General features: G+C 63.4%; 20 protein-coding genes. 15 read left to right on the top strand and 5 right to left on the bottom strand.

The window, feature by feature from the left end; genetic code table 11:
* The first annotated feature begins 65 nt into the window (after nucleotides 1-65).
* The 3 genes from E3T47_RS04370 to mshC all read left to right on the top strand — a co-directional run bounded on the left by E3T47_RS04370 (nucleotide 66) and on the right by mshC (nucleotide 3,668).
* On the top strand, nucleotides 66-1,385 hold the full coding sequence (locus E3T47_RS04370) for a M20/M25/M40 family metallo-hydrolase (RefSeq protein WP_134555092.1): 1,320 nt from the start codon (nucleotides 66-68) through the stop codon (nucleotides 1,383-1,385).
* A gap of 74 nt (nucleotides 1,386-1,459) precedes the next feature.
* Nucleotides 1,460-2,314 carry an undecaprenyl-diphosphate phosphatase gene (locus tag E3T47_RS04365; protein ID WP_134554625.1) on the top strand — a complete coding sequence of 285 codons (855 nt, stop codon included), beginning with the start codon at nucleotides 1,460-1,462 and terminating at the stop codon, nucleotides 2,312-2,314.
* 61 nt (nucleotides 2,315-2,375) lie between these two features.
* Nucleotides 2,376-3,668, top strand: coding sequence for a cysteine--1-D-myo-inosityl 2-amino-2-deoxy-alpha-D-glucopyranoside ligase (gene mshC, locus E3T47_RS04360; RefSeq protein ID WP_134554623.1), 1,293 nt, complete (start codon nucleotides 2,376-2,378; stop codon nucleotides 3,666-3,668).
* A 66-nt stretch (nucleotides 3,669-3,734) separates the two neighbouring features.
* Here the strand turns inward: mshC and E3T47_RS04355 are convergent, their stop codons facing one another.
* A complete protein-coding gene (locus E3T47_RS04355; protein ID WP_134554621.1) occupies nucleotides 3,735-4,670 on the bottom strand; it encodes a PAC2 family protein in 936 nt (311 codons plus the stop codon).
* Between the two features lie 100 nt (nucleotides 4,671-4,770).
* Between E3T47_RS04355 and E3T47_RS04350 the strand changes: the two genes are divergently transcribed.
* The 9 genes from E3T47_RS04350 to lnt all read left to right on the top strand — a co-directional run bounded on the left by E3T47_RS04350 (nucleotide 4,771) and on the right by lnt (nucleotide 15,197).
* Complete coding sequence (locus E3T47_RS04350; protein ID WP_277871808.1) at nucleotides 4,771-5,517, top strand: HAD family hydrolase; 747 nt, start codon at nucleotides 4,771-4,773, stop codon at nucleotides 5,515-5,517.
* Nucleotides 5,514-6,515 (top strand): tRNA (adenine-N1)-methyltransferase, encoded by a 1,002-nt coding sequence (locus tag E3T47_RS04345; protein WP_134554619.1) that lies wholly within the window; start codon nucleotides 5,514-5,516, stop codon nucleotides 6,513-6,515. The genes E3T47_RS04350 and E3T47_RS04345 overlap by 4 nt, the downstream gene beginning before the upstream one ends.
* Nucleotides 6,516-6,618: 103 nt before the next feature.
* Nucleotides 6,619-7,578, top strand: coding sequence for an FKBP-type peptidyl-prolyl cis-trans isomerase (locus tag E3T47_RS04340; RefSeq protein WP_134554617.1), 960 nt, complete (start codon nucleotides 6,619-6,621; stop codon nucleotides 7,576-7,578).
* A gap of 42 nt (nucleotides 7,579-7,620) precedes the next feature.
* Nucleotides 7,621-9,747 (top strand): helix-turn-helix transcriptional regulator, encoded by a 2,127-nt coding sequence (locus E3T47_RS16280; protein ID WP_241981934.1) that lies wholly within the window; start codon nucleotides 7,621-7,623, stop codon nucleotides 9,745-9,747.
* Nucleotides 9,748-9,750: 3 nt separating this feature from the next.
* Nucleotides 9,751-10,077, top strand: a complete 327-nt coding sequence (locus E3T47_RS04325) for a hypothetical protein (protein WP_134554616.1) — start codon at nucleotides 9,751-9,753, stop codon at nucleotides 10,075-10,077.
* Between the two features lie 18 nt (nucleotides 10,078-10,095).
* Entirely contained in the window at nucleotides 10,096-10,353 is a 258-nt protein-coding gene (gene tatA, locus E3T47_RS16515) for a twin-arginine translocase TatA/TatE family subunit (protein WP_134554614.1), read from the top strand.
* A gap of 46 nt (nucleotides 10,354-10,399) precedes the next feature.
* Nucleotides 10,400-11,152, top strand: coding sequence for a twin-arginine translocase subunit TatC (tatC, locus tag E3T47_RS04315; RefSeq protein ID WP_134554612.1), 753 nt, complete (start codon nucleotides 10,400-10,402; stop codon nucleotides 11,150-11,152).
* A 40-nt stretch (nucleotides 11,153-11,192) separates the two neighbouring features.
* Nucleotides 11,193-13,646: a DEAD/DEAH box helicase gene (locus E3T47_RS04310; protein WP_134554610.1), complete on the top strand. Its 2,454-nt coding sequence runs from the start codon at nucleotides 11,193-11,195 to the stop codon at nucleotides 13,644-13,646.
* Nucleotides 13,647-13,670: 24 nt separating this feature from the next.
* Nucleotides 13,671-15,197 carry an apolipoprotein N-acyltransferase gene (gene lnt, locus E3T47_RS04305; RefSeq protein ID WP_241981932.1) on the top strand — a complete coding sequence of 509 codons (1,527 nt, stop codon included), beginning with the start codon at nucleotides 13,671-13,673 and terminating at the stop codon, nucleotides 15,195-15,197.
* Between the two features lie 64 nt (nucleotides 15,198-15,261).
* Here lnt and E3T47_RS04300 read toward each other — a convergent pair whose 3' ends face one another.
* The 4 genes from E3T47_RS04300 to E3T47_RS04285 form a co-directional block, all read right to left on the bottom strand.
* Nucleotides 15,262-15,630, bottom strand: a complete 369-nt coding sequence (locus tag E3T47_RS04300; protein WP_134554606.1) for an RNA polymerase-binding protein RbpA — start codon at nucleotides 15,628-15,630, stop codon at nucleotides 15,262-15,264.
* A gap of 111 nt (nucleotides 15,631-15,741) precedes the next feature.
* Nucleotides 15,742-16,506, bottom strand: a complete 765-nt coding sequence (locus tag E3T47_RS04295; protein WP_241981930.1) for a glycerophosphodiester phosphodiesterase family protein — start codon at nucleotides 16,504-16,506, stop codon at nucleotides 15,742-15,744.
* Between the two features lie 3 nt (nucleotides 16,507-16,509).
* Nucleotides 16,510-17,475 (bottom strand): SPFH domain-containing protein, encoded by a 966-nt coding sequence (locus E3T47_RS04290; protein WP_134554605.1) that lies wholly within the window; start codon nucleotides 17,473-17,475, stop codon nucleotides 16,510-16,512.
* A complete protein-coding gene (locus E3T47_RS04285; protein ID WP_134554603.1) occupies nucleotides 17,468-17,938 on the bottom strand; it encodes an NfeD family protein in 471 nt (156 codons plus the stop codon). Before E3T47_RS04285 ends, E3T47_RS04290 begins: the two co-directional genes overlap by 8 nt.
* Before the next feature lie 165 nt (nucleotides 17,939-18,103).
* Between E3T47_RS04285 and E3T47_RS04280 the strand changes: the two genes are divergently transcribed.
* The 3 genes from E3T47_RS04280 to E3T47_RS04270 are packed head-to-tail and all read left to right on the top strand — an operon-like array spanning nucleotide 18,104 to nucleotide 23,394.
* Nucleotides 18,104-18,868 (top strand): SDR family oxidoreductase, encoded by a 765-nt coding sequence (locus tag E3T47_RS04280; protein WP_134554601.1) that lies wholly within the window; start codon nucleotides 18,104-18,106, stop codon nucleotides 18,866-18,868.
* Nucleotides 18,869-18,899: 31 nt separating this feature from the next.
* Nucleotides 18,900-21,029, top strand: a complete 2,130-nt coding sequence (locus tag E3T47_RS04275) for a S9 family peptidase (protein WP_134554599.1) — start codon at nucleotides 18,900-18,902, stop codon at nucleotides 21,027-21,029.
* The gene (locus E3T47_RS04270) at nucleotides 20,992-23,394 is read left to right on the top strand and encodes an ATP-binding cassette domain-containing protein (RefSeq protein WP_134554597.1); all 2,403 of its coding nucleotides are present in this window, start codon (nucleotides 20,992-20,994) and stop codon (nucleotides 23,392-23,394) included. Before E3T47_RS04275 ends, E3T47_RS04270 begins: the two co-directional genes overlap by 38 nt.
* Nucleotides 23,395-23,517 lie beyond the last annotated feature (123 nt).

Below are 23,517 nucleotides of genomic sequence, written 5' to 3'. Positions count from 1 at the left end.
AACGGTAGCGTTTGATCATGGCTTCCTCTTCGAACGTGTCCCAGGCCCCAGAGTCCGCTGATTCAATGGGCCCGTCCCGTGCAGATGTTCCACAGAAGCTTGACCTGACCGCTGAAATTGCGCGTGATCTCATCCGTTTCGACACCACCAACTTCGGTGAGGGGCGTTCCAACGGTGAAACGGATGCCGCCGAGTACGTCGCTGAGAAGCTGCGCGCCCTCGGGCTCGCGCCCGACCTGTTCGATTCCGAACCGGGCCGAACCAGCGTGGTGGCGCGGGTGAAGGGGCGCGATTCCTCCCGGCCCGCCCTGGTCGTGCACGGTCACCTCGATGTCGTTCCGGCTGATGCGGCCAACTGGAGCGTCGACCCCTTCGCCGGAATCATCAAAAACGGCCTGCTCTGGGGCCGTGGCGCCGTCGATATGAAGAACATGGATGCCATGATTCTCGCGTCCCTGCAGGACGTGATCAGCGCCCAGGGTGCGCCGGAACGCGATCTCGTCATCGCGTTTTTCGCCGACGAGGAGGCTGGCGGCGTACTGGGCTCGCATTTTCTTGTCAACGAGCACCCGCACCTGTTCGACGGCGCAACCGAAGCGATCAGCGAGGTCGGCGGGTATTCGATCACGCTCGGCGGCAAGCGTGCCTACCTACTGCAAACCGGCGAGAAGGCGCTGATCTGGGTCAAGCTCGTCGCCCGCGGGGACGCGGGTCACGGCTCACGCATGCACCCGAACAACGCAATCACCCGGCTCGCCGAGGCCGTGGCCAAGCTGGGGCGCCACGACTGGCCGATCCGCCTGACCGATACGACCGTGCAGCTGCTCGGTGAAATCGCCCGCATCCTCGACGTCGATCCGCAGCGAGTCGGCCCCGATGAGCTCGCCCTCGCGACAGGCACCGCCGCCGGGTTCATCCAGGCCAGCCTGCGCACGACGGCCAATCCGACGGGGCTGGCCGCCGGTTATAAGCACAACGTCATACCGGACATGGCCGAGGCTCTCATCGACATCCGTTCCCTGCCGGGGGAGGAAGACCTTGTGCTCTCGCAGATTCAAGAGATTGTCGGCGCCGACATCGAGATCGTCACGATGCATCGCGATATCGGTCTGGAGACCGAATTCAGCGGACCGCTGATCGAAGCTGTCGTGAGCACCCTGGAACGCCACGACCCTGGCGCACCGGTGTTGCCCTACCTGCTGTCCGCAGGAACCGACAATAAAGCGCTCAGTACCCTCGGCATCAAGGGATACGGTTTTGCACCCCTTCGGCTCCCGGCCGACTTGGACTTCCCCGCAATGTTTCACGGTGTGGACGAGCGAGTGCCGCTGGACGCACTAGTGTTTGGCAGGCAGGTTTTGACCGACCTGCTGTCAAACTATTGACGTCGTGAACCGCCGCTCGGCCCAGTTGGGTTCGGGAACCTACGCCGTCTGACATACCCGAGAAAGTGAAGCGTGTGGACATTCTGAATGCGATCATCCTGGGTCTGGTCCAGGGGCTGACCGAGTTCCTTCCTGTGTCATCGAGTGCCCACATCGCCATCGTCGGCCAGTTTCTCGGCACCGGTGAAGACCCCGGGGCTCGTTTCACGGCCATCACCCAGATCGGCACCGAGGCGGCCGTCGTCATATTCTTCTGGCGCGATATCGTGCGCATCATCGGGCAGTGGGCCAGATCGCTTAGCGGCCGAGTCCCTCGTGCGGACCCGGATGCCCGACTGGGCTGGCTGATCATTCTGGGCTCGCTGCCCATCATCATTCTCGGTTTGCTGTTCCAGAACCAGATCGAAACCGTGCTGCGCTCGCTTTGGATCACCGCCACCATGTTGATCGTTTTTGGTGTCCTGCTCGGCATTGCCGACTACGTCGGCGCGAAACGGCGCAAAGTGCAGGACATCACCGTCGGCCACGGTGCGATTTACGGGTTCGCGCAGGCGCTCGCCCTGATCCCCGGCGTGTCCAGGTCGGGCGGCACCATCACCGCTGGACTGTTCCTCGGCTACGAGCGGGCAGCGGCCGCTCGCTACGCCTTCCTGCTGGCAATTCCCGCCGTTCTCGGGAGCGGCTTTTTCCAGGTCTACAAGTCCATTGCCGAGCCCTGTCTGATCGGCGCGACCACCTGCACCCCCGAGATCTTTGGCCCGCTCGAAATACTCGTGGCAACGATCATCGCGTTCCTCGTCGCTCTCGCCGTGATCGCTTTTTTCATGAACTACATTTCCAAGCGAAGTTTTCTCCCGTTCGTGATCTATCGCATCGTGCTGGGCATCGTGCTGTTCGTGCTCCTCGGTACGAACGTCATCTCCGCTTAGCCGGCTCGCGCGGCGACGACCCCCGGCAAATGGATCGCCATGGCGAGGATAGGCTGGTCGAATGCGTGCATGGGAACGACCCGACATAGTCTCTGTCCCCGGTGAGTCGAGTGCACCATGGCTCCACGACACCAAAACCGACAGTCTGGTGCTGGCTCAGCCCCTCGCGGCTGCCCGCCTCTACGTCTGCGGCATCACGCCCTATGATGCGACTCACATCGGCCACGCCAACACCTACCTGGCCTTCGACACCCTGCAGCGGGTTTGGATCGACGCGGGTTTTCGCGTGCACTACGCCCAGAACGTAACGGATGTCGACGACCCACTTCTGGAGCGGGCCACCGCAACCGGCGTGGACTGGCGGGAACTGGCCGAATCGCAGGTTGACTTGTTTCGCACCGATATGGAAGCCCTCGGCATCATTCCGCCGAATGATTTCGTCGCCGTGACCGAGGTCATCGACGAGGTCGCCGCCGCCGTTGCGATCCTGCAGGCTGCCGGGTTCGCCTACACGGTGCCGACGGATGATGCCATCGCCGGTGCTGACGGAACCATCGCCGCTGACCTTTATTTCGACATTCAAGCAGCCGAGACCAGCACGGACTGGACCCTCGGCGATGAAAGCAACCTCGACCTCGGCAGTATGCTTCGGCTGTTCGCCGAGCGCGGGGGCGACCCCGACCGGGTAGGCAAACGCGATCGTCTCGACCCGTTGCTCTGGAAGGCTGCGCGGGTCGGGGAGCCGGCGTGGGAATCAGTGGTGGGCGCCGGACGACCCGGGTGGCACATCGAATGTTCGGTCATCGCCCTCAAAGAACTCGGCACCGACTTCACCGTGCAGGGAGGCGGTTCAGACCTGATCTTCCCGCACCACGATATGAGTGCCGGGCACGCTCAAGCGCTGTCCGGGCATCCGCTTGCCGGCGTCTACAGCCACACCGGCATGGTCGCCTATCGGGGCGAGAAAATGAGCAAGTCACTCGGCAACCTTGTACTGGTCTCGAGGCTGCGCGCTTCGGGATTTGACCCGCGTGCGATTCGTCTGGCCCTTCTGGCCCGGCACTACCGAACCGATTGGGAATGGACCGCAGCGCTTCTAGACGAAGCCGTCGTGCGTTTGTCGGTGTGGTCCGCGGCCTTCGGCGCTGCGGCCGTGACCGCTGCCGAGGACGCCACCCGTGCGGAGAAGACCGGTGCGGCCGCCGCGCTCGTGGAATCCGTCCGCGTCGCGCTCCGCCAAGACCTCGACACTCCAACGGCCCTGCAGCTCATCGACGACGCTGTCGACGCCCAGTTCGATGACCTTGGTCTGGTCAATGGTGCGATCAGCGCGCTGCTCGGCGTCGCGCTGTAACGCAGGGCTGCTCGGGGCTAAGTTGCCCGCTGCCGCTGCCGCTGCGGCTGCGGTGGCATGCTGCGCCTAGTGCCGTGGCCCGTCTGGCCGGCTACCGGGGCCGTCGGGCCGACCGTCGCTGCCGCGCTTGCGTAGGTACTTCTCGAATTCCTGCGCAATGGCCTCGCCACTCGCCTCGGGCGAGTCGACCGTGTCGCGGGCCTGCTCGAGCTGGGCGATGTAGGCGGCCATTTCCTCGTCCTCGCCAGCGAGGACATCGATCCCAGTTTCCCACTCGGCTGCCTCGGTCACCAGGGCGCCCCGGGGAATCACCACGTCGATGACTTCTTCGAGCTTGTCGATCAGCGCGAGCATCGCCTTGGGCGACGGTGCGTTGTGAACATAGTGGGGAACGGATGCCCAAATTGACAGGGTAGGGATACCTACCGTCTCGGCGGCGTCCGACAACACGCTGAGAATACCGACCGGGCCCTCGTAGGTGCTGCGTTCGATCTGCAGTTCGCCGCGCACCTGCGCATTGTCGCTTGAAACAAAAATCGAGATGGGACGGGTGTGCGGAACGTCGGCGAGCATCGCACCCAGGAAGACTACGCCGCTCACGTCCGCCGCGAGGGCCGCGTCCAGAATCTCCGCGGCAAAACTCTTCCAGCTGCGCGACGGCTCCGTGCCGATCAGGAGGTATATGTTGCCCGCATTGGTTCCGCTCACGCGCAATTGGGCATCCTCGGCAAGCGGAACGCTGACCACTCCGGGTGCCTTCGGACCGTACATGATCGCACCTGGCCAGCCAAGCGCGCGAACCCCATCCTCGTTGGTTGAAACGGTCGGCCGGTTGAACTGGTAGTCGAAGTACAGCTCCGGATCGACTTCGGAGATCATCTCAACATCGAGCAGGTCCTTGAGCGCGCGAACGGCACCCGTCGCAGCCTCGCCGGCATCGTTCCAGCCTTCGAAAGCGACGACCAGGAGCCGCCCGCCCAGAAACCCATTACCGTTAGCCACCGTGTATGTCCTCAATTCCTCCGGCCTCCGAGTGGATGGCCTCAATCAAGGATAGGCGGTGGCCCTACACTTGAACCCCGTGAATGTTTTTCCGCTACCCCTGCCCACGCCCGCTTTTCTGCCTGCCGCCGTCCTCTGGGATATGGACGGCACAATCGTCGACACCGAACCTTACTGGATGCAAGCGGAAACCGAGCTCGTTTCCGAGTTTGGAGGGGTGTGGACCCAGGACGACGGCATGTTGCTCGTCGGCTCCGGACTGTGGAATTCCGCGACGATTCTGCAATCCCGAGGCGTGGATCTCTCGCCGGATGCCATCGTGGCTCGCCTCACCGATCGCGTGCAGGAGCAACTGGGTCAACACGGGATCCCCTGGCGTCCCGGATCACGTGAGCTGCTGCAGGAGCTGAAAGCTGCCGGCGTTCCGACCGCGCTCGTAACCATGTCAGTTGAGCGCATGGCCCGCCAGATCATCGACCTCATGGATTTCGTTGCTTTCGATGTTGTCGTCGCCGGCGATATGGTCGCCAACAGCAAGCCGCACCCGGATCCGTACCTGGTCGCCGCAGAGCGCCTCGGTGTCGACCCGAGGGACTGCATTGCGATCGAGGATTCCGTGCCGGGCGTCACATCCGCTGTTGCTGCCGGTACCATCACCATCGCCGTTCCCCACCAGATCGACCTTCCGGAGAGCGTGTCCTACACGCGTTGGCCGACCCTCGCGGGGCGCACCATCCACGACATCGCGGCGCTGTACCGCCCGTCGACGCGTTCCGAATCGGTCCTCCCCATTCCTTCTCTCGCCCCCACCGGATACGCCCGAAACGAAAGCGCACCACTCGCATGAGCAATAGCCAGGTCATTCAAAATAGCGGGCCTTTTCGCGTCGGCGACCGTGTGCAACTCACCGGGCCCAAGGGGCGGATGAATACCATCACGCTTCAGGAGGGCCTCACCTTTCACACCCATCGCGGCATCCTCGCGCACGATGACATCATTGGGCAGCCCGACGGGTCGGTCGTCACCAACAATGTTGGTGTGGAACATCTCGCGCTGCGTCCGCTGCTCGTGGACTTCGTGATGAGCATGCCGCGCGGGGCCGCCATCATCTATCCCAAGGACGCTGCGCAGATTCTCGCCCAGGCCGATATTTTCCCCGGTGCAACGGTTGTCGAAGCCGGCGTCGGTTCGGGGGCGCTGTCGCTCTGGCTGCTGCGCGCGATCGGGCCGGCCGGCCGCCTCGCATCCTTCGAACGGCGCGAGGAATTCGCCGATGTCGCGCGTGACAATATCGCCACTTTCCTTGGAAGCGACCCACAGAACTGGACGATCACGCTCGGTGACCTCGCCGAGACGCTGCCTGATACGCTGCCGGCGCAGAGCGTCGACCGGGTCGTTCTCGACATGCTGGCGCCGTGGGAATGCCTCAGTGCGGTCTCCGATGCGCTCAAGCCTGGCGGAGTGCTGCTGTGCTACGTGGCCACGGTCACCCAGCTGTCCCGCGTGGCCGAGGCTATCCGCGGTACCGGTTCTTACACCAATCCGGATTCCAACGAAACGATGATCCGTGGCTGGCACGTGGAGGGACTGGCCGTGCGGCCGGACCACCGCATGATCGGCCATACCGGCTTCCTCATCACTGCGCGCCGATTGGCCCCAGACACGATTCTTCCCGAGCTGAAGCGACGCCCGTCGAAGACAGACTTCAGCGACGCCGATGTCGAAGCCTGGACCCCCGGAGCGCTCGGCGAGCGCAATGTGAGCGCGAAGGTCATGCGCAAACGCGTGCGGGCGGCCGGAACGAGCGCAGGGCTTTCCAAGGCTCGAGACTTCGACGCCGGTTAGGATAGGCTCCGGCCCCTCGGTTGTAGTAGGCCGAACTCGCAACCATGCGGGCACCCCACACTCCTCACCCCGCGCAGCAGACCTGTACTGCAGCAACCCCGTATTGAAAGAAGGACTCGTGCGCAAAGCATCCGCGCTGATCATCACCGCCGGCCTCGTGATGACGGCACTGACGGCCTGTGCCAGCCCCGGCACCGCCCAAGCGTCCTGCGAGACGACGACCACGTCGGGTGCAGCATCAGAACTGGTCTCGGCCACGGGTGACTTCGGTACCGCCCCCGACGTGAACTTTCCGACGCCGCTGAAGTCAGCCACCACCCAGCGCAGCGAAATCATCGCGGGTTCGGGGGACAATCTCGTGGCCGGCCAGTTGATCTCTGCCGAGATCAATATTTACAACGGAACAAACGGCAATGTCATCGCGCAGGGGGCCTACGATGAAGCCAATGTGCCCTTGTTCCTGCTGAATGGCGCCGATATCACCGGGATTACGGACGGGCTCCTCTGCGCCCGCGTCGGTGAGCGCGTCGTGATCGTCGTAGCGCCCGACGATGGGTTCGCGGGTGCAGACACTCAACCCGCGGGTATTGCAGCCACGGACACCCTCGTCGTCGTCGTCGACGTCGTCAAGGCCTTTCTACCCCGCGCAGACGGTGTGGACCAGACGGTCGCAAATGGCCTACCCGCTGTGGTGCTCGACGAAAACGGCGTTCCGGGCGTTGTCGTGCCCAGCGGTGACGCACCGACCACCCTCGAAGTCGGTGTGTTGAAAAAGGGCGCCGGACAAAAGGTCGTGGAGGATTCGAACGTCGTGGTGAACCTCATCGGCGTGCTCTGGAAAGACAAAAAGGTTGTGTCATCGACCTGGACCGACGGCGCGCCCACCCAAATCGTTCCCAACGGAGTCATCACCGGTCTGGCGACATCACTCATCGGACAGACGGTCGGCTCGCAGATCGTCGCCGTTATTCCGCCCGACCAGGGCTACCGAGACACTGCAACGGCTTCCATCCCGGCCGGTTCCACGCTCATCTTCGTCGTCGATATTCTCGGCGTCAACTGAATCGGCCGCACCTCGATGCCAAGCCAGCCGGGGCCTGCACCCGTGGAACGCCCGAGCGAGAGCAAGCCGACGCCGGTCACCGCGCCCGAGCGGCTCTTCAATCTGGTGCTGGCCCTTGTCGCCACGGAATCGGGGCTGACCAAGGCCGACATCCTGGCGAACGTACAGGGGTATCGCCAGCGGTACGCGTCGGGCGGCTCCAACGAGAGCCTGGAACGCCAATTTGAGCGCGACAAGGACGATATCCGCGAGCTGGGCATTCCGCTGGAGACCATCGAGCCCCCGGACGATCCGGGCAGCAATCACTTCCTGCGGTATCGAATCCCGAAGGGACTTTACGATCTGCCGTCCGATGTGACCTTTACTCCCGACGAGGTGTCCCTGCTCAAACTGGCCGGAACGGTCTGGCGGGAAGGATCGTTGTCGGGTGAATCCCGCCGAGCCCTGATGAAGTTGAACTCTCTCGGAGTTGAATCGAGCGAACCGGTTCTCGGCTATGCACCCTTGCTTCGTACCAAAGACCAGAGCTTCGAACCACTGAGCAAAGCCCTGGACCGGGCGCAGGTTGTCGCTTTCCTATACCTCAAGCCGGGGGAGACCAAACCGGCACGTCGGGTGGTTGCTCCGCGCGCGATCGTGCAACATGACGGCCGCTGGCACTTGTACGCCATGGATGAGGCCGTTCACGCGCCGCGCACGTTCCTCCTGGCACGCATCGTCGGCACTATCGCGGTCGTGCCCCATCCGATTCCGGCTCCGGTCAGTGACGGCGCTACCGACGAAATGATCAGCCGTGTCAACGGCACGACCGACAGCGTGCGGGCTCTCGCCGAGCTAGATACCCTGTGGGTCGGCAATGCTGCGCGCGTTGTCGTACAGCCAGGCTCCGACGCTGCCGTGCGCCTCGGCGCCAGGCAAGGAACGGCCAACCTTAGGGCCGACGAGTCGACTGAGTTTGAGCGTACCCTGCACTTCACCGACCTGAACATCCTCGCCGACGAGTTGGCCGGATTCGGTCCGGAAGTGTTCGTCGACAGCCCGCTAGCCTTGCGCAGCGCGGTGCGAGATCGACTCGTCGCAGCCCGGGACGCTCACGCCAACGCGCTTCCGGTCACCTCGCCGGGGCGCACAATGCGCCGGCGAACACCCCCGTTGCGAGAAGCGAAGACCAAACCGGATACCCAGCCGCGGGTGGCCGGTGACCAGCTCACCCTCCTGCTCTCTCTCGTTCCGTACCTCATCGATCAGGGGCGGGTCACTGTCTCCGAGGTAGCCGTGCACTTCGGACTGTCTCCGGAGCGGGTACGTGGCCTGGTCAACTTGATCGCCTTGTCCGGCATTCCCGGGGAAACGCGCCAGTACCTGCACGGCGACCTGTTCGATATTTTGTGGGACGAATTCGAGACTAACGATCGGATCGTCCTCACGCATCAGGTCGCCATCGACGATTCACCACGATTTTCGGCCCGCGAAGCCGCGGCGCTCATCGCCGGCCTGCAGTACTTGTCCGCGCTGCCCAACAACGCCGACACCGACGCCATCGCATCGCTCATGGCCAAGTTGACCCGCGGCGCATCGGCGCCGCCCACGCAGGTCGCCGTTGCGCAGCGCGATGCCGATGCAACCCGCGAAGTCGTGCAGACGGCTCTCACCACGGGGATGCAGGTCGAGTTCGACTATCTCAATGCTCGCGGTTGCCAGGAACACCGACTTGTCGACCCGTTGCGCATTGAATCCGTTGACAGCGATTGGTATCTGCGCGGGTGGTGTCACCTCCGTGAGGCCGTACGTACCTTCCGTCTGGACCGCATGAGCAACCCACTAGTCACGGCAGCGCCGCGCAGCACACACCCCGCCGACTTGCTGCTGCCCGACACCCTGTTCCAGGCATCAACCGACGATATCGACGTTCGACTTGAGCTCGCGACCGCCGCCTTGCCGCTGCTGTCCGACTATCGACCCGAACGATCCGAGCCCGTCGGCTCGGGTGTCCGCACCCGCACCACCCTGCGCGTCGCTCATACCCACGCACTCAAACGCCTCGTCACCGGCCTCGCCGGAATCGTCACCGTTCTCGAACCGGCCGAAGCGAGGCAGGTTGTGGCCGATTGGGCCGCAGCCGGACTCGCGCAGTACGCCGCTGCCGAGCCAATGCCGGGCAAGGACTAGCGAATGCCGTGGTGGTCGTGGCTGCTCATCTGGTGCGTTTTGACGCTCGGCCTGTGCGCCGTTCTCGGCTGGTTTGCCGTTGCACTGTATCGTAAGGCTCGTGGCACCCTGCAGGCCCTGGAATTCCTGAGTGATCAGGTCTCCGCAATCGATTTCGATCTGTCGACCGCCACGTCTTCGTTCGGCTCGGCCGTGTTCGCTGATTCGGCGGTGCTGCTGCACAATGTCGAGCAGCATCGAGCGGAACGAACCCATCGGCGCCAACTGCGTCGCGATAGGCTGATCGTGCGGGGTAAACTGATGCGAACCGCTCGCTACGACACCCGCTAACACAGAGGACTCACCCTCATGCTGCAAAACCTGACCGGATGGCATTTCCTCATCATCCTCGTCGTCGTCCTGCTTCTTTTTGGTGCGCCCAAGCTTCCCGGACTCGCTCGAAGTTTGGGACAGTCTATGAAGATCTTCAAGAGCGAGATCAAGAACGATTCCGTCGATCCGGATCCCAACGCACCGGCCCGGTCCACGAGTCCCAAGGACGACGACGTACCAAAGCCGTCCGGCCCGTCGGCGACCGGTCCAGCTGACCCCGCCGTAAAGCCCTAGCCTCGTGGCGGTCCGCGCCCGACGAAGTGCGACCGAAGCAGGAAAGATGTCGCTCGGGCAGCATCTGATCGAACTGCGCAAACGTCTGTATCTAGCTGCCGCGGGTCTGCTCATCGGTGCTATTGCCGGTTGGTTCCTGTCAGATTTCGTCTGGGATCAGCTGCGCGAACCGATCTACGCCATCATCAACGCGCAGCATCGCAACGCCCAGATCAACTATCCCGACATCACGAGCGCTTTCGACCTCAAACTAAAGATCTCGCTCTACGTGGGTTTGATAGTTTCCAGCCCGGTGTGGCTGTATCAGGTCTTCGCCTTCCTTGTTCCCGGGCTCACCCGCACCGAGAAGAAATACACCTTCGGGTTTCTCTTCACCGCCATTCCCTTATTTCTTGCTGGCTGCGCAGCCGGTTGGATCGTTCTGCCGCACGTCGTCGAGCTCATGACGGGATTTGCCCCGACCGAGGATTCGGCGTTCATCAACGCTCAGGGCTATTTTGACTTCGTGCTCAAGCTCGTCGTGGCGATCGGTATCGCTTTCGTCCTGCCGGTTTTCATCGTGCTGCTCAATTTCGCCGGTGTCATCAGCGCGGCGTCGATCATTAAGTCGTGGCGGATCGCAATTCTCGTCATCGTGCTTTTCACGGCGATCGCCACCCCCGCCGCGGACGTCGTGTCTATGTTCCTGCTGGCCATTCCCATGGTCATGTTGTACTTTGCCGCTTACGGCATCGCGTGGCTGCACGATCGCCGAGCGGCTAAGAAAGTGCTCGCGTTCGAGAAGGAACTCTCGCTCTAGTCTGAACTGCGACCCGAATGTAGTAACTGTTAAGGATCACGTGACGCACACGCAATCGGCGGCTGAACGGTATTCGGCCGCCCGCACCCGAGCTGGTCAGCCACGGCTGCGCGCATTTGAAAACGACCTCCGATTCGACCTCGATCCCTTCCAGCGTGAGGCCTGCGCCTGTCTGGAGGCCGGCAACAGTGTGCTCGTGGCCGCACCGACCGGTGCCGGCAAGACGATTGTGGCTGAATTCGCCATCTACCTGGCGATGCAACAATCCCGCGCGAAAGTTTTTTACACCGCCCCCATGAAGGCGCTCTCTAACCAGAAGTTCCAGGAATTCGTTGCCGAGTATGGTGCGGAACAAGTGGGGTTGCTCACCGGTGACAGCAACATCAACCCGGGAGCACGCATCGTGGTCATGACGACCGAAGTGCTCCGGAATATGCTGTACGCCAATTCCGATTTGCTGACCGAACTCGCCTTTGTGGTGATGGATGAGGTGCACTACCTCGCCGACCGTTTTCGCGGAGCCGTGTGGGAAGAAGTGATTATCCATTTGCCGCAGCCGGTGCGCATGGTGTCGCTCAGCGCGACGGTATCGAACGCGGAAGAATTCGGAGACTGGTTACAGGCAGTTCGCGGTGAAACCGATGTGATCGTGTCCGAAGAGCGCCCCGTCCCGCTCGAGCAACACGTGCTCGTCAAGAACAACATGCTCGACCTGTTCGATTCGACCGGCCTGATTGGAACGCATCGGGTGAATCCAGAGCTCGTTCGCCTGGCCCACGCCGGCGGGCGCTCGGCAAGCGGCCGCGGTTCCGGCCGTCGGCGGGGCGGTTCCGGCGGTTTTCGGGGGCATGACAAACAACGGCCACAGTTCGACGCCGGCCGGATGGATCGTGGCGACATCGTGCGCATGCTCGACGGCAAGCATCTGCTTCCGGCCATCTTCTTTATCTTCAGCCGGGTCGGTTGCGATCAGGCTGTGCGGCAGGTACTCCGCTCTGGGGTTCGTCTGACGCAGCAAGACGAGCGGGATGAAATTCGTCAGATCGTCGACGATCGTTGCCGCACCCTGCTCGACGAAGACCTCGGTGTGCTCGGCTACTTCGAATGGCTCGATGGGCTCGAACGTGGCGTCGCAGCCCATCATGCCGGCCTTCTACCCGCGTTCAAAGAGGTCGTCGAAGAACTGTTCCAGAAGAAGCTCGTCAAAGCCGTCTTCGCCACCGAAACGCTCGCTCTCGGCATAAACATGCCGGCCCGCACCGTCGTTCTGGACAAACTCGAGAAGTTCAACGGGGAAGCTCGTGTACCGATCACACCGGGGGAGTACACCCAGCTGACCGGTCGGGCCGGTCGCCGCGGAATCGACACCCTCGGCCATTCGGTGATTCAGTGGGCGCAGGGACTCGACCCCCAGGCCGTGGCATCGCTCGCTTCGCGGCGCACCTATCCGTTGAATTCGAGTTTCAAGCCGACCTACAACATGGCCGTTAACCTCATAGACCAGTTCGGCGTTGCCCGCACCCGGGGGGTCCTCGAATCCTCTTTCGCTCAATTCCAGGCCGATCGCGCCGTCGTCGACCTGGCCCGCTCGGTGCGTCAGCAAGAGGAATCCCTGGCCGGCTTCAAGACCAGCATGACCTGCCACCTCGGCGATTTCGAGTACTACTCGTCGATTCGTCGGCGTCTGACCGAGGTGGAACGCGAGGGAACCAAGGCCGACAATTCCCTGCGCGGCGGGCACGACAAACGCCAGCGTGAGGTGGCCGGCCTGCGTAAGCAGATGCGGGCACACGGCTGCCACCACTGCCCCGACCGGGAGGCACACTCCCGGTGGGCTGAACGCTGGTTTAAACTAAAGCGGCAAACTGATGCCCTCAACCAGCAAATCGCCCAGCGCACCGGAGCCGTCGCTCGCGTTTTCGACCGCGTGACCGACGTTCTCCTCGGCTACGGTTACCTCGAGTCCGATGCGAGCGGTACCGTCACGCTCAGTGAGAGCGGACGCATCCTGCGCCGCATCTACGCCGAACGGGATCTGCTCGTCGCGGAGTCCCTACGCCGGGGCCTGTGGAGGGAACTCGATGCTGCGAGCCTCGCGGCGATGGCCTGCGCGCTCGTTTTCGAGCCGCGCAGGGAAGAGGGACTTATCGACGCCCGCTACCTGCCGAAGGGCCCATTCCGACCGGCCCTCGACGAAACGCAAGACCTGTGGAGCCGCATCGACGACCTGGAACGCGACCACAAACTGCCCGGCAGCAACCCACTCGCGGTAGGCCTCAGCCTGGCCATGTGGAAGTGGGCTCGCGGCTCGTCCCTGAGCGACGTGCTCTACGAAGCGGAGATGGCCGCCGGCGATTTTGTGCGCTGGACCAAACAGACCATCGACCTGCTCGATCAGCTGTCGATCGCCGGCGACGCCCAAGTCGGTCCGATCGCCCGTTCAGCCATAGACGCTATCCGCCGCGGCATCGTCGCGTACTCATCGGTGGCCTGAATTCACGTGCCGGGGCGTGAGCGCGTGTTCAGTTTGCCGTTGTGGGCATCCGTTCTCGTCGCAGCGGGTGCCGGGGCGATTCTCGATGCCGGTTTTCCCGACCGGGACTGGTGGTTTCTCGCACCCGTGGGGGTCGCGCTCATGCTCCTCGCCCTACTCGGACGCAGCCTGGGCGCCGGTCTGCTCGTGGGGCTGGTCGCCGGGTTGTCGTTTTGGCTGATCCACATCTTCTGGATCACCCTCTACCTGGGCCTCGTGCCGTGGTTCGCTCTCGGCGGGCTGCAGAGCCTGTTCTTCGCCGCCGGGCTCGGCGTCACCGCCGTCGTGCTGCGGCATGGTCCGCGCGTCTGGCCGAGTGTGTGGGGCCGTCTCGGTCTCCTGCCGGTCATTGTGGCCGGCCTGTGGACAGCGCGTGAGGCCATCAGCGCGGTGTGGCCCTACGGTGGCTTTGCCTGGGGCCGGGTCGCCCTCTCGCAGTCGGAGAGCCCATTCGGACCGCTTGTCGCCTGGGTGGGTTTGTCCGGCCTGAGTTTCATCCTGGTCTGGTTGAGTGCCCTCACCGTGCAGCTGTTCCGCGAGCCTGAACTGGCACGCACGCTGCGCGTGGGTGTTGGCGTCGGTGCCGTCGCGCTCGTCCTCGCCATACCGGCCTGGCCGACCATCCAGAGCGGCACGACCCGCCTGGCCGCTGTGCAAGGCAACGCGGATGCGGGGCTGTTCGCCGAATATGATCCCGGGCAAATTCTGCAAGACCATACCTCGGCCACTCTGCCGCTGATCGGCGAGACGGTGGATTTCGTGGTTTGGCCCGAGAACGCGAGCGATATCGACCCCACCCGGTCGAAAGCCGCCGCTCAGGTACTCGACTACGTCAGCACCGAAATGGATGCCCCCCTCATCACCGGCACCATTACCAGGCCTGAGGACACTTACTACAACAGCTCGTTGCTCTGGAAGGCCGGCAGGGGAGCCGTCGACGTCTACGACAAGATTCATCCGGTGCCCTTCGCGGAATACATGCCGGATAGGGCTTTCTGGCGACCATTCGCCCCGGACCTGATTGACCTCATCGGCCGGGACTACGGCATCGGCACCCGCGACAACATCTTCGACATCGACGGCGTCCTCGCTGGCATCGCGATCTGCTTCGACATCGCCGACGATCAGCTCGTACACGAGATGATCGACGGGAACGCCCAGATCATTCTCGCGCAGACCAACAACGCCGACTTTGGTCGTACTGATGAGAGCGTGCAACAACTCGCCATTGCCCGGCTCCGCGCACTGGAGACGTCACGTACGGTGGTGAACATCTCCACGGTAGGGTCGAGTGCCATAATCACGCCCGACGGGCAGACGCTCGACAGCCTGCCGACTTTCACCGCGGGTGCCATGGTGCAGACTGTGCCGCTGAGCGACGCCACCACGCCGGCGATGCTGGTTGGCCGCGGGCTTGAATGGCTCGTCTCTGGGCTGGGCTTGGCCGGGCTGGTGATGTGTGTCGTTTCCACTCAGCGCCAGCGACGCCGGTCGTTCCATCCGGTTATTTAGCGAGCCCGATCGAACGACAGCGGCTCTGCCGCAAGAGGCGGGTCGTGCGGGGTTCAATCGGCTGTCAGGCGCCGATCTTCTGCTGCCCGCCACGTCGCAGGCGCAACACGGTGAGGCGCTCTTCGAGCAGCTCTTCGAGTTCGTCTCTGGTGCGGCGTTCCAACAACATGTCCCAATGGGTCCGAGGTATCTTCTCGTCGGAGTGGTCAACGATCACCGGCAGTGAGTCGACGAGGCGGGTCGCCGTCCGTGCGCAGTATTTGCATTCCCATTCGTCCGGAGCCTCAGCTTCGGCCGAAAAAATCATTACCGTCTCGCGCCCGCAAGTCTCACACCGGTAGGTGTGCGTAACCCGGGGGGAGAAGGTGACGCCTTCTTCGCTCTGCAGGCTTTGTGCGCCTAATCTCATGCCACGCAAACTACGGTCAGCCATGGTGTGGTCTCCTCTCGCTCGCAATCACAAATCGATCGCGACGCTCTCCCATGTTTAAACCATCAAGCTGGGTATTAACCTTCCCAGACCCCCCATTCTGGGAGGTAATTCTCAGGTTTGGCGAGTAATGACAGACACGGCCAGGTCCGTGCGGTCTGTGACCAGTCCGTCGACACCGAGGTCAAGGAGGCGAATCATGTCGAGAGGGGCGTTGATAGTCCACACGTGCACCTCGACCCCTGCTCTGTGCATCATTGCAACGAAACGGGGAGTGACGATGCGCACCGGCCCGGCACATTCGGGAACCTGCACCGCGACACAGCCCTCGAGGGCACGTCGTACCTGCGAGGTGAGCCCCAGATTCGTTGCCGCTACGGCCCGGGCCACGAGCGGTGCGGAGGCCGACGAGACCACCCCGGGGAGCAAACCGACCACGTGTCGGCGGCGTTGTTCGTTGAACGAGGTCACGAGGACACGAGCGGTGGCCCGCTGGTCCCGAATTGCTCGGGCGGTCGGCTCGGCGGCGGCATCGGTTTTGATATCGATATTGAATAGCGCCCGGGGAAACGCCTCGAGCGCATCCGCCAGGGACGTGAACGTCTGGCCGAAGCCCAGATTGACGCGTCTCAACTCGGCCAGGGTCAGCTGCTCGATACGCACGTCCCGCCCGAGGATGGCCAAGTCCGGATCGTGGCTGATGACGGCCACGCCGTCAAGCGACACGTGTACGTCGGTCTCGAGGTGGGTGGCGCCGCCCGCGAGCGCCTTCACGAAAGCGAGCAGCGTATTCTCCGGAGCATCCTGTGCCAGCCCGCGGTGGGCGAAGACCCGGGGTGGCGGTGCGGCCAAGAACTCCGACTGTGCAGTGCCCGTCACCGCCTAGACCTCAGGTGAAGCGGATGCCACCGGTGCGGCTGTGGCAGACGGTGCCGTCCCGGGAGACTGGGCGGCATACGCACCGAACGCACTGCCGATGCCCTTCATCGCCTCGGTCAGTTCACTCGGTACGATCCAAAGTTTGTTGGCGCTGCCCTCGGCGAGCTTGGGCAGGGTGAGCAGGTACTGGTAGGCGAGCAACTTCGGGTCGGGATCTCCGTCGTGGATGGCCTTGAATACGGTGGTGATGGCTTCGGCCTCGCCCTGGGCGCGCAGGACGGCAGCTTTGGCATCGCCCTCCGCCTCGAGGATCGCCGCCTGGCGTGCCCCCTCAGCAGTGAGGATGGCCGACTGCTTGGTACCCTCAGCGGTCAGGATGAGCGCGCGACGGTCTCGTTCGGCACGCATCTGCTTCTCCATTGAATCCTGGATGGAGTGGGGCGGTTCGATCGCCTTGAGCTCGACCCTGCCCACGCGGATACCCCATTTGCCGGTGGCTTCATCCAGGACGATGCGCAACTGGCTGTTGATGTTGTCTCGGCTGGTCAGCGCCTCTTCGAGGTTCAAACCACCGACCACGTTGCGCAGGGTTGTCGTAGTGAGTTGTTCGACCGCACCAAGGTAGTTATTGATCTCGTAGGTCGCTGCGCGGGCATCCGTCACCTGGAAGTAGACGACGGTGTCAATGGAGACGACGAGGTTGTCCTCGGTAATTACGGGCTGCGGCGGGAACGAGACGACCTGCTCCCGAATGTCCAGGAGCGGCCGCACTCGGTCGACAAACGGCACGAGCACGTTCAGGCCGGGCAGCAGCGTCTTGTGGTACTTACCGAGGCGTTCCACCACCCCGGCATTTCCCTGCGGAATGATGCGAATGGCGCGCACAAGAATGACGATGACGAACACCGTCAGGACGGCGAGCAGGGCGATCACGAAGATCTGCCCGATGAAGGCTGTGGGGTCAAGCATTGTTCTGGGTCCTTTCAGCGAGGATGACGACGGCGGTTGAGCCCTCTATGCGATGGACGTTTACCGGCTGGCCAGGCTCGATGCTCGCCCCGGCCACCAGCAGGCGAGCCGTCCAGGTTTCGCCGTTGGCCAGTTTGACCAGCCCGCCAGTTTCGGTGACCGTCGAGACGACCCGGCCGGTCATCCCGATCAGGGCGTCGATGTTGCTAAGCGCAGGATCACCGCCATTGCGCAGGGCCCGCAGAAGAAAGGGCCGGATAGTCAGCAGCAGCAGCACCGACAGGCCGGCGGCAACGACGATCTGCAGCCACCAGTCCAGGCCGAGAAGGTCGGCGGCCAGACCCCCGAGACTGCCGATGGAGATCATGAGAAAGGTGAACTCGAGGCTCAGCAGTTCGATCGTGATGGCCACAAAAATGAGCACGAGCCACAAAATCCAGAGATAGTCGGTCAGGTCGACCATGGGTGATGCCTTCCACATTGCGTTTCCCCTCGAAACTAGCAGGTGCCGGGGACAACACGCCGGGGGAGCGGCGGAGGCTTTTTGATAAGGTCGAATGGGTAGAGGATGACCGATCAGGCCACACTTCGCCACGGAAAATCGATGATTGAATTTAGAGGAGCACCCGTGACCAATCCACTTGCAGCAGGATCACTTGAGGGCAAGCGTGTACTCGTCACCGGCTCGTCTCGCGGTATCGGCGCCGACACGGTGGGCTATTTTGCCGAAGCCGGAGCGCGCGTTGTCATCAACTACCGCAATAAAGAGGGCCGCGCGAACAAACTCGCCAACGCCATTCGCGCCGCCGGTGGACAAGCCATCACGGTCGGTGCCGACCTGACCGACCCGGCCTCGGTCGCCACGATGTTCCAGACTATTCGGTCCGAATTCGGCGGCCTCGACATCCTTGTGATGAATGCGTCCGGCGGCATGGAAAGCGGCATGGCTGAGGACTACGCCATGACCCTCAACCGCGATGCCCAGGTCAACCTGCTGAACGAGGCCATCCCGGTGCTCGGCGACGAGTCCCGAATCGTCTACGTCACCAGCCACCAGGCCCACTTCATCGAGACCACACCCACCATGCCTGAATATGAGCCAGTCGCCCGCAGCAAGCGCGCCGGCGAAGATGCCCTTCGCGCCGTCATACCCCAGCTTGAAGAGGCCGGGATCGGATTCGTCGTCGTCTCGGGTGACATGATCGAAGGCACCATCACGGCGACCCTGCTCGAACGGTCAAACCCCGGCGCCCTCAGCGCCCGCAAGGAGGCGGCTGGCCGCCTGTACAACGTAAGTGAATTCGCGGCAGAGATCGTCACAGCAGCGGTCGAGCCGGTTCCGGTCGGCAACACCCGTCTCGTTGGTGACACGACCGGTTTCGTCGGCCAGTAGGACTATCGGCGAAGAGCGGGACGAATAGCCGATGAAGCCCGCCGATCTTCTGCTGCTCGGGTCGGTGTCGCGCCCGACGATTCATCCCGACGGCTCGCGGGCCGTGTTCGCGCGGGCGCGTGCAGATTTTGCAGCCGATGACTATGTCGGCCAGCTCTGGACCGTCGCGTTGGTGGGGGAGCCGGCTCCGCGCCGTGTGACCCGCGGCTTTCGGGATTCGGCGCCACGGTTCTCCCCGGACGGCAGCCTGATCGGATTCCTCCGAACGCAGGCCGGTGGTACCGCCCAACTGTACGTTGTCGACGCGGCCGGGGGCGAACCCGTTGCGATGACCGACGCCACACTCGGCGTGACGGACTTTCGGTGGCATCCGAGCGGCAATCGCATCGCCTTCCTTGCCCGGGTTCCCGCACTCGGCCGGTACGGCACCGCAGCCGGTCTGTCCGCAGAGTCCGAGCCGGCCCGCCGCATCCTCACGCTGCGGTATCGGTCAAACGGAGTCGGCTACACCACCGATCGCCGCGTCCACGTATTCCTGGTCGCGGTTCCGAACGTCTGGGATGAACCGATGCCTACTCCTGCGCCGTCCATATCTGATGTGAAGCGCACTGAGTCCGGCGCCGACGCCGCCGGCCTCGCCGTCGCACGCCCGTTGACCGACGGGGACTTCGATCATTCCGGGTTGGCGTTCTCTCCGGATGGATCCCGCCTTCTCACCGTCTCGGCGCGTCACGCCGGGCGTGATGGCGACCTGCGCAGCGAAATCATCGAAGTCGACCTCGAGAAAATCGACGACATCGATGGTGCCGAGGCGGTTCGTTTGGTACGCACCATCGTAGGGTCGAAGCAGAACCTGGGCATCGCGGGGCTTGCCTGCGCCGATGATGGCACCCTCTGGTTGCTTGCCACCGACCTGGGCATGACCGGCCGAGATTTCGTTGGACGCGTGACCGCCCTGTACCGCAGCACCCTGCTCGACGGCTCGGCTCCGATCCGGGTGACCGACCCGAAGCAGGACGATCGGGACGGCGTAGATCTGGACGCGACCGGTGGAATCACGCCGCTGCCAGACGGCTCGGTGCTGGTACTTCGCGGAAGCCGTGGCCGGGTCGAGCTGCTTCGGGTGCACGGACAGGGAGAGGTCGAGGTCGTCGATTGTGGCGCGGCCGTGGTCACCGCGGTAGCTGCCCGTGAGACGACGGCCGTTGTCGCCGTGCAGTCCGCCGGCACGTCCGGTGACCTCGTACTCGTGCGCTTCGACCGCCAGGATACCGGACCGCAGGACGCCGGACCTCAGCACCTCACCGACTTCTCCGTGGCGCTTCGAGCCACCGGTCTGGTAACCGGTATCGAGCTCATAGTCACCGGACGAGACGGCTACCCGGTGCACGGCTGGGTGCACACCCCGCCGGGTCCGGGCCCGCACCCGGTGCTGCTGACCATTCACGGCGGCCCGTTCGCGCAGTACACCGGTGCGCTGCTTGATGAGACCCAGGTCTACGTAGACGCTGGGTATGCGGTGGTGCTGTGCAACCCGCGCGGTTCTTCCGGTTACGGCCAGGCCCACGGGCGGGCCATCCGCCAGCGCATGGGCACACTCGACCTGGCCGATGTACTGGATTTTCTCGATGGCGCGCTGCGGGCCGATCCCGTTCTCGACTCAGAACGAATCGGCATTATGGGCGGGTCCTACGGCGGCTACCTGACCGCCTGGACGATCGCGCATGACCATCGATTCGCCGCAGCCATCGTAGAACGCGGTTTTCTCGATCCCGAAGGGTTCGTCGGCACCAGTGATATCGGTGACTTCTTCGGCGACGAATATGCGGGGACGGATGCTGACCTGTTGCGGTCCCAAAGCCCACAGTTCCTGGTCGGCGAGGTGGTCACCCCGACGCTCGTGCTGCACTCAGAACAGGACTTCCGATGCCCGCTCGCTCAGGGCGAGCGGTACTACGCTGCTCTCAAACGCGGGGGAGTTCCGACCGAACTGGTCATTTTTCCGGGGGAGAACCACGAGCTCAGCCGAACCGGTCGCCCACGGCATCGTGTGCAACGGTTCGAGATTATTTTGGACTGGTGGGACAGATTCCTGCCGGTCGAAACAAAGCACAGGAGAACCGATGAGCAGAACGTCGAAGATGGCTACCCCGTCAGCTGAACTCCAGGTCGCTGACAGCCACGACCTGATCCGGGTGCAGGGCGCCCGGGAGAACAATCTCAAAGACGTCAACGTGGAGATTCCGAAGCGGCGGCTGACGGTGTTCACGGGCGTGTCCGGGTCCGGCAAGAGCTCGCTCGTGTTCGGCACCATCGCCGCCGAGTCGCAGCGCATGATCAACGAAACTTACAGCACCTTCGTGCAGGGTTTCATGCCGAGCCTTGCGCGGCCGGACGTCGATGTACTGGACGGATTGACGACCGCCATTATCGTCGACCAGGAACGCATGGGTGCCAACGCGCGCTCCACCGTCGGTACCGCAACCGACGCCAACGCGCTTCTTCGCATCCTCTTCAGCCGGCTGGGCCAGCCGCACATCGGCTCCCCACAGGCCTACTCGTTCAACGTCGCCTCGATCAGCGGTGCCGGTGCCGTCTCGATCGAACGCGGCGGGGAAACCGTCAAGGAGCGTCGCAGTTTTAGCATCACCGGCGGCATGTGCGCCCGCTGTGAGGGGCGGGGCTCCGTCACCGACATCGAGCTGACGGCGTTGTACGACGATGCCAAGTCCCTCAACGGCGGAGCGCTCACCATCCCGGGGTACGGCATGGACGGCTGGTTTGGGCGCATCTTCAACGGCTGCGGATTCTTCGACCCGAACAAACCGATTGCCGATTTCACCAAGACGGAGCTCGGCGACCTGCTTCACAAAGAGCCGACCAGGATCAAAGTCGAGGGTATCAACCTCACATATGAGGGACTGATCCCGAAGATCCAGAAATCGATGCTCTCCAAAGACATCGACTCGCTTCAGCCCCACATTCGCGCGTTTGTGGAGCGGGCGGTCACCTTCACCGTTTGCCCCGACTGCAATGGAACCCGACTCAGTGCGGGGGCGCGGTCATCGAAAATCAACGAGATCAGTATCGCGGATGCCTGCGCAATGCAGATCAGCGACCTCGCCGCCTGGGCGCAGGGGCTCGTCGAACCATCCGTCGCGCCGCTGCTCGGATCGCTGCAGCAACTGTTGAACTCCTTCGTCGAGATCGGACTAGGTTATCTGTCCCTCGATCGCTCCTCCGGAACACTGTCCGGTGGGGAGTCGCAGCGCACCAAGATGATCCGGCACCTCGGTTCTTCGCTCACCGACGTCACCTACGTCTTCGACGAGCCGACGATTGGTCTGCATCCTCACGACATTCAGCGAATGAACACCCTGCTGCTACAGCTTCGTGACAAGGGCAATACGGTGCTCGTCGTGGAGCACAAGCCGGAGATGATCATGATCGCCGACCACGTCATCGACCTCGGCCCTGGCGCCGGCACGGACGGTGGCACCGTTGTGTTCGAGGGTTCTCTCGCCGGACTCCGATCCAGCGGGACGTTGACCGGGCGGCACTTGGACGACCGGGCCGCAGTTAAGCCGTCGGTGCGCACTCCGGTGGGTACCCTTCGGGTGCGCGGTGCCAGCGCCCACAACCTAAAAAGCGTCGACGTCGACATTCCGCTCGGTGTGCTGGCAGTGCTGACCGGCGTGGCCGGTTCGGGAAAGAGCTCGCTGATCCACGGCTCAGTCTCGGGCCGCGCCGGGGTCGTGACCGTAGACCAGGGCGCGATCAAGGGGTCCAGACGCAGCAACCCGGCGACCTATACGGGAATGCTCGAGCCGGTTCGTAAGGCCTTTGCCAAGGCTAACGGCGTCAAACCCGCGCTGTTCAGCTCCAACTCCGAAGGTGCGTGCCCCAACTGCAACGGTGCCGGAGTCATCTATACCGATCTGGGAATGATGGCGGGCGTCGCCATACCCTGCGAGGTGTGCGAGGGAAAGCGGTTCCAGGCATCCGTTTTGGAGTATCGCCTTGGTGGTCGTGACATCAGCGAAGTGCTGGCGATGTCGGTGACGGAGGCCAATGAATTCTTCGATGTGGGGGAGGCACGCCTTCCGGCCGCCCACGCAATCCTGGGCCGGCTCGCCGACGTAGGGCTCGGGTACCTCAGCCTCGGCCAGCCGCTGCCGACACTATCCGGCGGCGAACGGCAGAGACTGAAGCTCGCTACCAACATGGCCGAAAAGGGGGAGGTGTACATTCTGGACGAACCGACCGCCGGTCTTCACCTGGCAGACGTCGAGAAACTGCTCGGGCTGCTGGACCGCCTCGTCGACTCCGGCAAATCGGTCATTGTCATCGAGCACCACCAGGCCGTCATGGCACACGCCGACTGGATCATCGACCTCGGACCGGGAGCCGGCCACGACGGCGGTCAAATCGTCTTTGAGGGCACACCCGCAGACCTCGTCGCCGCTCGGACGACTCTCACCGGCGAACATCTCGCGGCCTACGTCGGTGTCGGGGCCAGCGCCTGACCGCTCGGGAGATCTCGCCGGCAATCAACCGTCCTCGGCCCCGTTCAGGGCGGCCATAAACATGACCGATAATGCGCATTATGTCAACAAAGTGCTGTCAGGGGCGCTTTATACAGTCAACCC

Source organism: Cryobacterium ruanii (assembly GCF_004404055.1).
Taxonomy (GTDB): domain Bacteria; phylum Actinomycetota; class Actinomycetes; order Actinomycetales; family Microbacteriaceae; genus Cryobacterium; species Cryobacterium ruanii.
Note: the sequence above shows the minus strand (reverse complement) of the source record. Positions and strands in the feature narration are given on the sequence as shown.

Coding starts and splice junctions, on each gene's coding strand:
- E3T47_RS04370 (WP_134555092.1), top strand. CDS start 66: ATGGGCCCGTCCCGTGCAGATGTTCCACAGAAGCTTGACCTGACCGCT.
- mshC (WP_134554623.1), top strand. CDS start 2,376: ATGCGTGCATGGGAACGACCCGACATAGTCTCTGTCCCCGGTGAGTCG.
- E3T47_RS04345 (WP_134554619.1), top strand. CDS start 5,514: ATGAGCAATAGCCAGGTCATTCAAAATAGCGGGCCTTTTCGCGTCGGC.
- E3T47_RS04325 (WP_134554616.1), top strand. CDS start 9,751: ATGCCGTGGTGGTCGTGGCTGCTCATCTGGTGCGTTTTGACGCTCGGC.
- tatA (WP_134554614.1), top strand. CDS start 10,096: ATGCTGCAAAACCTGACCGGATGGCATTTCCTCATCATCCTCGTCGTC.
- tatC (WP_134554612.1), top strand. CDS start 10,400: ATGTCGCTCGGGCAGCATCTGATCGAACTGCGCAAACGTCTGTATCTA.
- E3T47_RS04300 (WP_134554606.1), bottom strand. CDS start 15,630: ATGGCTGACCGTAGTTTGCGTGGCATGAGATTAGGCGCACAAAGCCTG.
- E3T47_RS04290 (WP_134554605.1), bottom strand. CDS start 17,475: ATGCTTGACCCCACAGCCTTCATCGGGCAGATCTTCGTGATCGCCCTG.
- E3T47_RS04285 (WP_134554603.1), bottom strand. CDS start 17,938: ATGGTCGACCTGACCGACTATCTCTGGATTTTGTGGCTCGTGCTCATT.
- E3T47_RS04275 (WP_134554599.1), top strand. CDS start 18,900: ATGAAGCCCGCCGATCTTCTGCTGCTCGGGTCGGTGTCGCGCCCGACG.
- E3T47_RS04270 (WP_134554597.1), top strand. CDS start 20,992: ATGAGCAGAACGTCGAAGATGGCTACCCCGTCAGCTGAACTCCAGGTC.